Below are 11,796 nucleotides of genomic sequence, written 5' to 3'. Positions count from 1 at the left end.
ACCTGAAAAAATCTTAATCAGTTAAACTTTTGCCAGATTCCTCCGTCAAAGAATCAGTTGTGTTTAAGAAAAAATATTATTAATTGAAAACAAAAGAAATATGAAAAGACTGATTCTGGCTATCGTAGCCATATTCGTATTGTCAGGCACAGCATTGGCACAGGATGTAGACAAGAAAGAAGGAAAGCAGTTTGACAAGGCAGAGCTGATTCAGCGCCGCACCGACCGGATGGTCAAAGTGTATGACCTCAGCGACAAGCAGGCCGCAAGGCTGAAGAAGCTGAATGAGGAGTATGCCGACAAGCTGCCCATGGCGGGTGGTTTCCGCAATGGCGGAAGGGGACATGGGCGTCCTCACCACCACATGAACAAGGGTGGCGACCAGAAGGCTCAGGTGGACGGAAAGGCGGGTACCATCGCCCAGAGACGCGCCTTGAGCAAGGAAGAGGTCCAGAAGAAGATTGCCGAGCGGAAGCAGGTGCGTGAGGCATACGACAAGGAGCTGAAGGAAATCCTCGGCAGCGAGAAATTCGCGCAATATCAGCAAAACCGCAGGCAGTTCATGACGCACGCACTTCACCACAAGAAAGGAAAGGCCGGGGAGTCGTGCTGCGGCAACTGCGGAAAGGAAGGTTGTGAGAAGAAATAAGGATAATGCGTATATAGTTGGAAGTTTCAATAGGTTATAAAGGTAAATTGATTGGGGCGTCTCCGTAAATCGGGGGCGCCCGTTTTGTGATTTCGGGATTTTTGATTACCTTTGTAACGAATAAAAACCAGTCAGAAAATGAAGAGTAGACTTTCCCTTGCCCTGTTGCTCCTGTCGGCACTCCTGTTCGCCTCGTGCGCCAAAAAGAAGAACGAGAATGAGATTATCACTCATAAACCCAAGGCCGTGAAGCCCTCTGCTGTGCGTAAGATGGGCGACTATCATCAGCAGACAAAGGTGGCATGGGTGGGTTCAGAGTACACGGTAGACCTCGACTTCCGTGCCGACACCTCGCTGCCTGTGGTCTACGATGGGGAACAACGATACTATGACAATCATACCACGCTCCGCATCCTGCGGAAAGACGGCTCGGAATTCCTGAAGCGTGAATTCGCAAAGAGCGATTTCCTGCAATACATTAGCGGATCTTTCGGGAAAGACGGAGCCTTTCTCGGCGTGGTCTTCGACAAGGCCGAGGGCGATAACTTGATTTTCGCGGCAAGCGTGGGATCGCCCGACAAGTCGAGCGATGAATATATTCCGCTGGTGGTAAAGGTTGGTCGCATGGGCAACATCACCATCAGCAAGGACACTCAGCTGGACACCACATCCTCGGAGGGGCCATCCGACGAATCTGAGGAAGACGGTGTATAGTCTTGAGACAGCCCTCTCCTTGACTTCCTGAAGACACTCAACAATAGGGAAAAACACCTGCAATTTAGGGATAACCCCCGTTGCCGTATGGATTTTGTTTCTATCTTTGCGGTATAAAACAAGATGTATAACAATTAAAGGAGTGCTATTATGAAAAAGAATATGTTAACAATGGTGGGGCTTATGATGATGGCGATGAGTCTTTCATCATGTGGTTCGTTCTTAAGCGTAGGCACGGGAGTTTCGGCTTATGACGACTCTTATTACTACGACGACTATAGCAACTATGGTTTGTTAAGCTATAGCGACGCCCGGAACCAGGCCCTTTATTTGTCAGACAAGATGGCTTACGAGATGGGATTGAACGCTGCCCAGTATGCGGCAGTCTACGAAATCAACCTCGACTATCTGCTGAACATGCGCAGTTACAACGACTTCTATGGCTCTTACTGGGCTCGGCGTAACTCCGATTTGCGGTATGTGCTCTCCAGCTACCAGTATAATTACTATACAGGAGCCGGCTATTTCTACCGTCCGCTGGGATATTATAACAACACCGTAGTATATAATATATATAATAGGTATCGCGATCCGGGCTATTACTATTATGAGCGTCCGAACAACTATGCGTCTTATCGGGGCGGCCATAATCGCACGGGTAACAGCTATTATGCAAATCGCAGCTTCGGCGGAAGGACCAACAACATCCGCCGGAATACTCAGGTGAGAAGCTCTACGACAAGAACCGTTCCACAATATAACGGCGGTTCGAGCAATGGGAATGGGCGCGTGTTCGGCGGAAGGGTAGGCAATGGCCAGAGGGCATCTACCGGACGCGTAAACGGAAATGGCAATTTTAGTGGCGGCAATGCCCGTCAACAGACAAACACGACCAGGAGCAGGGTTGGCAGCAGCAACAATATGCCCACCCGGAAGCGCACGGAAGGCAGCAGTAACCGCAGCTTCGGCAGTCGCTCTACGACGCCTCCTTCCACCGTAACCCGTTCCTCTACATTCGGGAACAGTAGCCGGTCGACGAATGCCCCGCAGCGTCAGAACACCCCTTCACGCGGCAGTTTCGGCAACGGACACAGATAAGACTATCCCTTCATGAGTTGCTGATGGGCACTTTCAAAGGTCTTTGGATAATGCCCCAGCAGACACAGGTTTACGAGGCAGTTGGCCGCAAGCTCTATGTTGCTTAGGTCAACGCCTCCTTCTCTTGTTACTTCCTTGCCGAGGCAGACCTCCCAAGTGGCGTCGAAGCAGCTGTCCTCTGCACCCAGATACGACAGCGAGCCTTTCTCGTCGTGTAAGGTCTGGAATCGGATGGTCTTCTTTGAAGGCACCGGGCGCATGCTCACCATAATGTCGTAAGCGGCCTCCAGTTGCGGCCGAAACTTGCTTGTGCCGGGAAACATCTCGTTGATAACGGGCATCAGCTCGTCGAAGCTGTAAGCCTGAAGTAAGTGCGTAAGTTTCATATTCTATCCTATAATTTTTAAGATTTGCGTTTTCGTGGCATGGGGGAGCAACTGGCGCAGGTGGTCGAAGATGCACCGGGCCGACTGCTTCGGCGTTCTTTCGAGATTCAGGAAGTGTTCCTCGCCGAAGAAATCCTCGGGTGTGCAGTATCTTGCGACGCCCCATCCATATCGTTTGCCCTGCTTGTCGTAGTTGTATTCGAAATCGGCCGTGATGACCTGTGTGCCCATCTGCAGCCGGGTGATAGCGGTGTCGAAGGCCTCGCGGGTGCTCTTTGGCTTTTTCACCACGGCGCGGGTCTCTGCCGTCATCTGCCGCTCAAGCGGGTTGCGGGGCCTCGGAGTGCGGGGAGTGGTATATCCGCAGAGCTTCTTCAGGTCCTTCGAGAGCAGCGTCTGGTGCTCTTTCAGCGTGTCAAGGATGCGCTTTTCCTGTGTGGAGAGCTTGTAGGTGCTGCGCCGATAGTTGAGGAAGTCGGGAAACCAGTCCATGCTGATGAACCCCGCCTTGTTCTCGAAGAACTTGCCGTAGGCAATTCCGCCCTCGACAATGACGGGTCCCTTCCAGTCCCACACGCCGTTGCCCTCCTCCGGAAACCAGTATTCGGGAGCTGTATATGCCCCCAACGAGAATCCAGGGATGTCATTCCAGAAGAACGGCAGGAAGCCCATCTCCTCCACGAGACGCTCCAGTTCTTCGGGACTATGTACCTGTTTCTTCATAAGATCTTCATGGCTATGTGGGCACAGGCTTCCGCGTCGGCCAGCGCATGGTGGTGCCTCGTCAGGTCGAAACCGCACCGCAGGGCTACGGTCTGCAGCTGATAGTTTGCGATGGTGCCTCGTGGAAAAGTCCTCCGTGCGCCGATGAGCGTGCAGTAGAACGGATAGTCGGGGTATTCCATGCCGTAGGCCTGGAACACAGCCTTCAGGCAATTCTCATCGAAAGCCTTGTTATGAGCCACTAACGGCAGGTATCTGATCTTGGGGGCTATCTCCGCCCACACTTCCGGGAAAGGCGGAGCATCCTCCGTGTCGGTATAAGTGAGGCCGTGAACGGTCGTTGTGAACGTGGTGTAATAGTTGGGTATGGGACGAATGAGGTGATAGTATGAATCGGCAATCACGCCATTCTCTACTATCACCACACCCACGCTGCAAACGCTGCTTCTGCTTCCGTTTGCGGTCTCGAAGTCTATCGCTGCGAAGTCTTTCAACGACCTTTTTCCCGATTGCCGGTTTCCCTGATTAGAATTTGGCCATCTTGATGGCGTCTACGGCGCACTCGTCGCCCTTGTTACCCAGTCTCCCGCCACTCCGCTCCTTGGCCTGTTCCAGGTTGTCGGTGGTGAGGAGCCCGTAGATGACGGGTATGTTCTGGCTGGCATTGAGGCGGGCAATGCCGTAGGTAACGCCCTGACAGATATAGTCGAAGTGCGGCGTTTCGCCCCGGATGACGCTGCCGAGGATGATGACGGCGTCGAATCCGTCGTTCTTGGTCATCTGCTGGGCACCGTAGATAAGCTCGAAGCTTCCCGGAACGGTCTTCACATGGATGTTCTCGGGCAGGCATCCGTGCTTCTCCAGCGTCTTGACGGCACCGTCAAGCAGGGCTCCCGTGATTTCCGGATTCCACTCCGCGACCACAATGCCGAAGCACATATTGCTGGCATCAGGCACTTTGGCCGGGTCGTAGTCTGACAGATGATGTAGTGCGGTGGCCATTACTTGTCCTGTGCGCGTTCTATATACTTGTCAATCTCCTGACTCTGGACGAGTGCGGAGTTCACATATTTTTCCTTGATATTCTTATAGATGTCGAGAGCCTCGTTGGTCTTGTTCTGACTTTCGAGGATGATGGCTGCCTGCAGGAGGAAGGTGGGGGCGAGGCTGTTGTTGACGCCGTCTCGGGCTTCGGAGTCTGCCATGCCGGCTGCTTTCTTCAGATTGCTCACCGCCTTGTCAAGCTGATTGACATGAGCATAGGCATTTCCGAGCGCAGCTACTGCTGCCGGGCTCACCATGGCGTCGTCGGAGGGTGAGTATTCATCCAGGTATTTCACGGCTTCCTGCCACTTGCCGAGGTTGGCATAGCAGAGTCCGGCATAGAGGTTGGCGAGGTTGCCGGCGTCAGTACCGCTGTAGTCGGAAGCTATCTTGGCAAAGCCTGCGTAGGAAGCGCCGTCTCCGTTGAGGGCTTTGTCAAAGCTCTCCTGGTTGAAATACTGCTGTCCCAGGCCGAGAGCCGTACTTGCCTTCTCCTCCCGGGGGGCGGAAACGAAGTACTTGTAGCTGAAGATACCGGCGATGATTACGAGCAGTGCAATGCCTGCGATGATGAGAGGCTTCTTGTATTTGGTGATAAAAGCCTCAGAGATGTTGAGCGCCTCTGCTGCGGGCGCTTGCTCTTGTTTTTTTGCCATTCTATTGTTTGTTTTTTGTTTTTATGCCTTTACTGTCGGCCGTCTCCATTAGCTGGTGAGCCTATAATAGCTCGGCAAATTTACTCAAATTATCTCACATATTGAAATATATTCCTTGTTTTTTTCGTTTTTCAATGATAAAAGGCGTAACTTTGCAATCACAAGACTGCCGGAAAGCGTGATACGGTAGGGTTTCAGGCGTATGATTCTCAAGAAAATCTCGATTCTCAACTATAGGAACATCCGGGAGGCGACGCTCGATTTGTCGCCCAAGATGAATTGCCTCATCGGGCATAACGGTGTGGGGAAGACCAATTTTCTCGATGCCGTCTATTATCTGTCGTTCTGCAGGAGCGCCTTCAATCCTGTCGACTCCCAGGTGATCACCCACGATCAGGACTTTTTCGTGCTCGAGGGAACCTACGAGAACGAGAACGGCGACAGCGAGCACATCTACTGTGGGATGAAGCGGGGGGTGAAGAAGCACTTCAAGCGCAACAAGAAGGAGTATCGCCGCCTCTCGCAGCACATAGGCCTGATTCCCCTCATCTTCGTCTCGCCGTCTGACTCCACCCTCATCGAAGGGGGCTCCGAGGAACGGCGTCGCCTGATGGATGTGGTGATTTCTCAGTACGACAGTCCCTATATCGAGGCCCTCAGTCGCTATAACAAGGCTTTGCAGCAGCGCAATGCCTTGCTGCGGATGGAGGAAGAGCCCGACCAGACCCTCCTCGAGATATGGGAGGAGGAGATGGCGTCGCAGGGGGAGTTGATTTTTCGGAAGCGGGAAGCCTTCGTGCAGGAACTGATACCTATATTCCAGTCAATTTATCAGACCATTTCCGGCGGTAGCGAAATGGTCTCACTGAGCTATATATCCCATTGCCAGCGAGGTTCTCTGTTGGAGGTCATACGCCGCGACAGGGCGAAGGACCGTGCCGTGGGCTACAGTCTGCATGGCATTCACCGTGATGATCTGGAGATGCTGATAGATGGCTATCAGATGAAGCATGAGGGCAGCCAGGGGCAGAACAAGACCTTTGCTCTTGCGCTGAAGCTCGCCCAGTTCGATTTCCTCAAGCGCACGGCCTCCACCACGACGCCGCTGCTCCTGCTCGACGACATTTTCGATAAGCTCGATGCCCGCCGCGTGGAGCAGATCGTGCGGCTAGTGTCGGGCGAAAACTATGGACAAATCTTTATTACGGATACCAATCGCGACCATCTTGATCAGATTCTAGCCCACAATGGCTTTGACTACAGGCTGTTTGAAGTCGACGGCGGGGAGATCCGCGAGCGAAAGGAGGCCGGAGATGTTTAGGCGTAAGGTGGAGTCGCTGGCGGATGTCATCAACAAGCTGCTCCGAGAAGAGGGACTGGAGACGCCGCTCAAGCAGAAGCGGCTGATAGACTCCTGGGAGCTGGTGGCGGGCAAGACCGTGGCGAAATATACCGGCGAGAAGTTCATCAAGAACCAGACTCTCTTCGTGAAAATCACCAATCCCGCCCTGCGTCAGGACCTGAGCATGATGCGCACGCAACTGCTGAAGCGCCTGAACGAGCAGGTGGGCGGCATGATTATTACCGAAATCAAGTTCTTCTGACGGCTTCTCGCCCGATTACAAGCCGTGTATAATCACATTACAAGCAGCGTGTAATCCTGTTACAAGCCGTTTGTAACATCATGAATGATAATTTCTTTTTCCCGGATTTGCGGTTGGGAAGCGGACCCTCAACTGACGACTTCGTCCATGGGGATGTCGTTTGCTCCGACGGGCACTTGTTCCAACCGCTGGAAATCGAAGCAGACTCCTATCTTATAGGTATGGGGAAGCTGTTTGAGGAAGCGGTCGTAATAGCCCTTCCCACGCCCGAGGCGGTTGCCGCGGGCGTCGAAGCTCATGCCGGGTATCACGGCCACGCTGATCTGTGCGTAGTCGGTAAAGGGCTTGCCCGTGGGCTCGAGGATGTGGAACTCGTCTTCCCGCATGCTTCCGCGCCCCTCATAGCGGCGGAGTTGCATGCCGCAGCGAGGCATGACAACGGGCAGCAGAACGGTTTTTCCTTGCCGCAGGAGCTCGTCGGCCATGTTGTGAGTGTCCACCTCGTCGGGCAGTGAGTAATAGAGCAGCACGGTCTCCGCCTCCCTGATGCGGGGGTGGGCGAGCAGCCGGGCCACGATTGGGAGCGAGCGTTCGCGCAGCTGTTCCCGTGTGAATTGTCGCTTGCGCCGCCTGATTTCCTCTCTGAGCTTCTTCTTAAGCATGTGCCAGCGTCGTATAGCGGTCGTGGGTGGGTGCATAGTCGTAGCTTTTCGGCACTATGCAGGCTGTGCGCCTCGTCTCCTTGGTCTCTGTTTTCCTTATGGGCTTCTTGGGCCAGGCCGCATGATTCTCGAACAGTTTCATTGCCGCGGATATGGCCGGGTCGCCAAGATTGAGGTATTCGTTCCAGGCTTCCTCGTCGAGCATGTTGTAGATAATGCGGCTGTTGATGTACTGTTCGAGCAGTTTGTGCGACTTCCTGATCATCAGGTTGCGGCGTTGCAGCCCGTGCTTGTCGGCATAGGAGGCGAATTTCTCCACCATATTCTGCTTCACCAGATAGTCGGCCAGCTGTTGCATCTCCTTGAAGGTGTTGAGTTTCAGCCGATTGTCGTCTGTGTAGGTAAAGGCAAACTGCAGGATGAGTCCGCTCATGGCAGCCCTCTTGTAATAGGAAGTCATGCCGAGCGTGTCTTCGGGAATGAAGATATCGGGGGTGATGCCTCCTCCTCCGTATACTACGCGGCCGATGCCCGTGTGGTATTGCGGGCCTGTGTGCTTGATGGAATCCTGCGAGAACATCTCGCCGTGCTGGTAGCGGGTGAGCATGTCCTGCGCATAGTTGGCCTCGTCGCCCATCTTATAGGGCTTCTGGATGCAGCGTCCGGAGGGCGTGTAGTAGCGTGCGATGGTGAGCCGGAGCAGGCTGTGGTCGGGGAATTCCACCTGCTGCTGCACCAGTCCCTTGCCAAACGAGCGCCGGCCGATGATGGTTCCCCGGTCGTTGTCTTGTATCGCACCCGCGAAAATCTCGGCAGCAGAGGCCGAGCCCTCGTTGATGAGCACCACCAGCGGTATGTCTTGATAGCTGCCGTGGCCGTTGGAAGGGTATTCCTGACGCGGCGATTTGCGGCCCTGCGTATAGACGATGAGCTTGTTCTTGGGCAGGAATTCATTGACCATCTGGGTGGCCGAGGTGAGGATGCCGCCCGTGTTGTCGCGCAGGTCGATGACCAGGTTCTTGAAGCCTTGCTGCGAGAGCTTGGCCAGCGAGATGAGCATCTCGGCGTAGGTGGTCTCCCCGAAGCTCTTGATGCGTATATATCCGGTGGTCTCGTCGAGCATGTAGGTGGCGGCGATGCTGTGCTGCGGGATTTCTCCACGCGTTACGGTGAAATACTTGATGTCCTTGGTGCCATAGCGCACTACGCCTATCTTCACCTTCGTGTCTTTCGGGCCTTTCAGCCGGTGCATGGCTTCCTCGTTGGTAACCTGTTTCCCCACGAACGGTTTTCCATCCACGCTGACGATCTTGTCGCCGGCAAGGATGCCGGCTTTCTCGGCCGGCCCGTTCTTGACTACATTCTGCACATGGATGGTATCCTGGCGAATGGTAAACTCAATGCCCACTCCCGAGAACGAGCCTTTCAGGTCGTCGGCAGCTATCTGGGCGTCTTTCGCGCTGATGTAGACCGAGTGGGGGTCCAGTTGAGATAGAATCTGCGGGATAGCCTTGTCAACAAGGGAGTCGATGTTCACTTCGTCGACATACTGGTCGTCTATGAAGTGGAGCAGGTTGTTGAGGCGGTTACTGCCGCTATTGATGATGTTGAGGCGGTTGCCTGAGAAGTGGTTGGCAAAGAAAGTGCCGATGACGATACCGACCACCACGGAGACGGCTATGAACAGCGGGGTGTATCGATTATTCTTGTTCTGGTTCATTTTCTTCCGGATTTAGATAGACTACTTCTATATGGGCCCTCTTGAGGAGGTTGATGCCGTCCTCGAGGCGGTATTTCTCGCCGTAGACCACCCGCTTGATGCCGGCCTGGATGATGAGCTTGGAGCACTCAATGCAAGGCGAGGCGGTAACATAGAGCGTACTGCCATCGCTGTTGTTGTTGCTGCGGGCAAGCTTCGTGATGGCATTGGCCTCAGCGTGGAGCACATAGGGCTTAGTAACGCCGTCGGCATCTTCACATATATTCTCGAATCCGCTGGGCGTTCCGTTGTAGCCGTCGCTGATAATCATCTTGTCTTTTACCACCAGGGCTCCCACATGGCGGCGTTCGCAGTAGCTGTTCTCTGCCCAGATGCGTGCCATGCGCAGGTATCGGTAGTCAAGGTCGCGTTGCTTGTTGTCTTGTTCCATAGGTCTGTGCGCGTTGTTTTACGGTTATGTTGTCTTCCTGATTCCGTTGCGTTCCAGAAGTGCGTTGATGGTGGGCTCCTGACCGCGGAAACGCTTGTAGAGCGTCATCGGATGCTCCGTGCCCCCCTTGGAAAGGATGTTGTCGCGGAAGCTCTGTGCTGTCTTGCGGTCGAAGATGCCGTTTCTCTTGAACACGCTGAAGGCATCTGCGTCGAGCACTTCTGCCCATTTGTAGCTGTAGTAGCCCGCGGCATAGCCGCCGGCCATGATGTGCGAGAACTGGGTGGTCATGCAGGTGTCGGGCAGCTGACGGGTAACCATGGCCTTCTGCCAGGCCTTTTTCTCAAACGGGATGATGTCTTCCGTGAACTCGTCGCTTCTGGTATAATAAGCCATGTCGAGCAATCCGAAGCTCACTTGCCGCATGCAGGCGTAGGCGGCCATGAAGTTGCGACTCTTGACGATGCGCTCGATAAGCTCATCGGGAAGCGGCTCGCCGGTCTGGTAGTGGAAGGCGAAGGTGCGCAGGAAGTCTTTTTCCACGGCATAGTTCTCCATGAACTGCGACGGGAGCTCGACAAAATCCCACCACACATTGGTGCCCGAGAGACTGGCGAAGCGTGTGTTGGCGAACATGCCGTGGAGGGAATGGCCGAACTCGTGGAGGAATGTCTCCACTTCTCCGAGCGTCAGCAGGGCCGGCTTGTCCTCCGTAGGTTTCGTGAGGTTCATCACCAGGCTTACCTGCGGCCGGATGTTGTTGCCCTTATGGTCAATCCACTGCCCTTGGAACTCCGTCATCCAGGCACCGCCCTGCTTCCCCTTGCGGGGGTGGAAGTCGGCGTAGAGCACGGCGAGGTAGCTTCCGTCGCCGTCGAAGACCTCATAGGCCTTCACATCGGGATGATAGACGGGGATGTCCTTGTTCTCCCTGAAGGTGATGCCGTATAGGCGCGTGGCGAGGCCGAACACGCCCTTGATGACATTCTCGAGCTTGAAATAGGGACGCAGCATCTCTGCGTCGAGATTGAAACGCTCCATTTGAAGTTTGTGAGAATAGTAGCTGAAGTCCCAGGGCTGAACCTCGAAGTCGTCGCCCTCCAGCTTTTTGGCCAGCTGTTCTATCTCGTCGACCTCCTTGATGGCGGCTGGTTTATAGGCGGCAATCAGGTCGTCGAGCAGCCTGTAGACATTTGCCGTGTTGCTGGCCATGCGCTCCTTGAGCACATAGTCTGCATAGGTGGCATAGCCGAGGAGCTGTGCCGTCTCGCGGCGGAGGTTTACGAGTCGCTTGCAAATCTCGAGATTGTTCTGCTCGTTGTCGTGGGTACACTCCGTGTTGCGTGCCATATACATCTTTTTCCGCAGGTCGCGCTGGGTGGAGTAGGTCATAAAGGGACTGTAGCTCGGGAAGTCGAGAGTGAAAAGCCACCCCTCCTTCCCGTTGTCCTTGGCGGCCTTGCGAGCCGCTTCTACGGCCGTAGGAGGGAGCCCTTCGAGCTGCCGTTCGTTGTTAAGGAGGAGTTCGAAGGCTTTGTTCTCCTTCAGTAGGTTCTGCGAGAACTGCAATGCCAGCATGCTGGCCTCCTCGGTGAGCTTGCGCAGGTGCGCTTTTCCCTCATCGTCGAGCAAGGCTCCGCTGCGCACGAAGCCTTCGTAGCCTTTCTCAAGAAAGGTCTGCTCCTCGGGCGTGAGCTCGCGGTGGTGCTCGTAGACATACTTATAGCGCTCGAAAAGGCGCTTGTTCAGGGTTACATCGTTGGCATGCTTGGTGAGGATGGGGCTCATTTTCTGAGCTAGCGCATCGAGGTCGTCATTAGTCTCGGCACTGAGCATGCACGAGAACACATTCGACACGCGGTCGAGCAGGTCGTAGTAATGCTCGCCCTTTGAGGTGTCTATGCGGACGATTGTATTCTCGAAGGTGGGTGTCTCGGGGTCGTTGACAATCTTGTCTATTTCCTCGTTGTCGCGACGGATGCCCTCCATGAAAGCCTCCTCGTAGTCGGCAGTCTGGATGCGATTGAATGGCACCGTGTCGTGCGGCGTCTGATAGGGGAAGAAAAAGGGGTTCACATGCTTCTCTTTCTCCGGCATCTTTTCACTCATA

Annotated in this window: 14 protein-coding genes; 5 read left to right on the top strand and 9 right to left on the bottom strand. The window is 54.4% G+C overall.

Annotation, left to right across the window (positions count from 1 at the left end):
* Positions 1-100: 100 nt before the first annotated feature.
* The 3 genes from BM114_RS05825 (at position 101) to BM114_RS05815 (ending at position 2,461) form a co-directional block, all read left to right on the top strand.
* Complete coding sequence (locus tag BM114_RS05825; RefSeq protein WP_092111352.1) at positions 101-649, top strand: DUF4890 domain-containing protein; 549 nt, start codon at positions 101-103, stop codon at positions 647-649.
* Between the two features lie 138 nt (positions 650-787).
* Positions 788-1,363 (top strand): DUF4738 domain-containing protein, encoded by a 576-nt coding sequence (locus BM114_RS05820; protein ID WP_092111350.1) that lies wholly within the window; start codon positions 788-790, stop codon positions 1,361-1,363.
* A 150-nt stretch (positions 1,364-1,513) separates the two neighbouring features.
* The gene (locus BM114_RS05815; RefSeq protein ID WP_177207060.1) at positions 1,514-2,461 is read left to right on the top strand and encodes a hypothetical protein; all 948 of its coding nucleotides are present in this window, start codon (positions 1,514-1,516) and stop codon (positions 2,459-2,461) included.
* Between the two features lie 2 nt (positions 2,462-2,463).
* On the opposite strand, the gene BM114_RS05810 is transcribed toward BM114_RS05815, so the two are convergent.
* From BM114_RS05810 to BM114_RS05790, 5 genes are read right to left on the bottom strand one after another with little or no spacing between them, the layout of a single operon-like run.
* Positions 2,464-2,847 carry a hypothetical protein gene (locus BM114_RS05810; protein ID WP_092111346.1) on the bottom strand — a complete coding sequence of 128 codons (384 nt, stop codon included), beginning with the start codon at positions 2,845-2,847 and terminating at the stop codon, positions 2,464-2,466.
* 3 nt (positions 2,848-2,850) lie between these two features.
* Positions 2,851-3,570 (bottom strand): AlkZ-related protein, encoded by a 720-nt coding sequence (locus BM114_RS05805; RefSeq protein ID WP_092111344.1) that lies wholly within the window; start codon positions 3,568-3,570, stop codon positions 2,851-2,853.
* Positions 3,567-4,064, bottom strand: coding sequence for a 3'-5' exonuclease (locus tag BM114_RS05800; protein ID WP_092111342.1), 498 nt, complete (start codon positions 4,062-4,064; stop codon positions 3,567-3,569). The genes BM114_RS05805 and BM114_RS05800 overlap by 4 nt, the downstream gene beginning before the upstream one ends.
* Before the next feature lie 31 nt (positions 4,065-4,095).
* Positions 4,096-4,572 (bottom strand): 6,7-dimethyl-8-ribityllumazine synthase, encoded by a 477-nt coding sequence (ribH, locus tag BM114_RS05795; protein WP_092111340.1) that lies wholly within the window; start codon positions 4,570-4,572, stop codon positions 4,096-4,098.
* Complete coding sequence (locus tag BM114_RS05790; protein WP_092111337.1) at positions 4,572-5,270, bottom strand: tetratricopeptide repeat protein; 699 nt, start codon at positions 5,268-5,270, stop codon at positions 4,572-4,574. Before BM114_RS05790 ends, ribH begins: the two co-directional genes overlap by 1 nt.
* Positions 5,271-5,472: 202 nt before the next feature.
* Here BM114_RS05790 and BM114_RS05785 point away from each other — a divergent pair, with 202 nt between their 5' ends.
* The gene (locus BM114_RS05785; protein WP_092111335.1) at positions 5,473-6,591 is read left to right on the top strand and encodes a DNA replication/repair protein RecF; all 1,119 of its coding nucleotides are present in this window, start codon (positions 5,473-5,475) and stop codon (positions 6,589-6,591) included.
* Entirely contained in the window at positions 6,584-6,874 is a 291-nt protein-coding gene (locus tag BM114_RS05780; protein WP_092111333.1) for a DciA family protein, read from the top strand. Before BM114_RS05785 ends, BM114_RS05780 begins: the two co-directional genes overlap by 8 nt.
* A gap of 128 nt (positions 6,875-7,002) precedes the next feature.
* Here BM114_RS05780 and BM114_RS05775 read toward each other — a convergent pair whose 3' ends face one another.
* Genes BM114_RS05775 through BM114_RS05760 form a run of 4 tightly spaced genes read right to left on the bottom strand, consistent with a single transcriptional unit; the run spans position 7,003 to position 11,795 of the window.
* Positions 7,003-7,536, bottom strand: coding sequence for a 5-formyltetrahydrofolate cyclo-ligase (locus tag BM114_RS05775; protein ID WP_092111331.1), 534 nt, complete (start codon positions 7,534-7,536; stop codon positions 7,003-7,005).
* Complete coding sequence (locus BM114_RS05770) at positions 7,529-9,256, bottom strand: S41 family peptidase (protein ID WP_092111329.1); 1,728 nt, start codon at positions 9,254-9,256, stop codon at positions 7,529-7,531. Before BM114_RS05770 ends, BM114_RS05775 begins: the two co-directional genes overlap by 8 nt.
* Complete coding sequence (locus tag BM114_RS05765; RefSeq protein ID WP_092111327.1) at positions 9,237-9,686, bottom strand: dCMP deaminase family protein; 450 nt, start codon at positions 9,684-9,686, stop codon at positions 9,237-9,239. The genes BM114_RS05770 and BM114_RS05765 overlap by 20 nt, the downstream gene beginning before the upstream one ends.
* A 24-nt stretch (positions 9,687-9,710) precedes the next feature.
* Positions 9,711-11,795, bottom strand: coding sequence for a M3 family metallopeptidase (locus BM114_RS05760; protein ID WP_092111326.1), 2,085 nt, complete (start codon positions 11,793-11,795; stop codon positions 9,711-9,713).
* Position 11,796 lies beyond the last annotated feature (1 nt).

The sequence above is a fragment of the Prevotella sp. KH2C16 genome (assembly GCF_900113305.1).
Taxonomy (GTDB): Bacteria; Bacteroidota; Bacteroidia; order Bacteroidales; family Bacteroidaceae; genus Prevotella.
This window is presented reverse-complemented; position numbering and strand designations above follow the sequence as displayed.

Bases quoted from the DNA above. Each gene is read 5' to 3' on its own strand.
- BM114_RS05825 (WP_092111352.1), top strand. From the start codon at position 101: ATGAAAAGACTGATTCTGGCTATCGTAGCCATATTCGTATTGTCAGGC.
- BM114_RS05820 (WP_092111350.1), top strand. From the start codon at position 788: ATGAAGAGTAGACTTTCCCTTGCCCTGTTGCTCCTGTCGGCACTCCTG.
- BM114_RS05815 (WP_177207060.1), top strand. From the start codon at position 1,514: ATGAAAAAGAATATGTTAACAATGGTGGGGCTTATGATGATGGCGATG.
- BM114_RS05810 (WP_092111346.1), bottom strand. From the start codon at position 2,847: ATGAAACTTACGCACTTACTTCAGGCTTACAGCTTCGACGAGCTGATG.
- BM114_RS05805 (WP_092111344.1), bottom strand. From the start codon at position 3,570: ATGAAGAAACAGGTACATAGTCCCGAAGAACTGGAGCGTCTCGTGGAG.
- ribH (WP_092111340.1), bottom strand. From the start codon at position 4,572: ATGGCCACCGCACTACATCATCTGTCAGACTACGACCCGGCCAAAGTG.
- BM114_RS05790 (WP_092111337.1), bottom strand. From the start codon at position 5,270: ATGGCAAAAAAACAAGAGCAAGCGCCCGCAGCAGAGGCGCTCAACATC.
- BM114_RS05785 (WP_092111335.1), top strand. From the start codon at position 5,473: ATGATTCTCAAGAAAATCTCGATTCTCAACTATAGGAACATCCGGGAG.
- BM114_RS05780 (WP_092111333.1), top strand. From the start codon at position 6,584: ATGTTTAGGCGTAAGGTGGAGTCGCTGGCGGATGTCATCAACAAGCTG.
- BM114_RS05775 (WP_092111331.1), bottom strand. From the start codon at position 7,536: ATGCTTAAGAAGAAGCTCAGAGAGGAAATCAGGCGGCGCAAGCGACAA.
- BM114_RS05770 (WP_092111329.1), bottom strand. From the start codon at position 9,256: ATGAACCAGAACAAGAATAATCGATACACCCCGCTGTTCATAGCCGTC.
- BM114_RS05765 (WP_092111327.1), bottom strand. From the start codon at position 9,686: ATGGAACAAGACAACAAGCAACGCGACCTTGACTACCGATACCTGCGC.
- BM114_RS05760 (WP_092111326.1), bottom strand. From the start codon at position 11,795: ATGAGTGAAAAGATGCCGGAGAAAGAGAAGCATGTGAACCCCTTTTTC.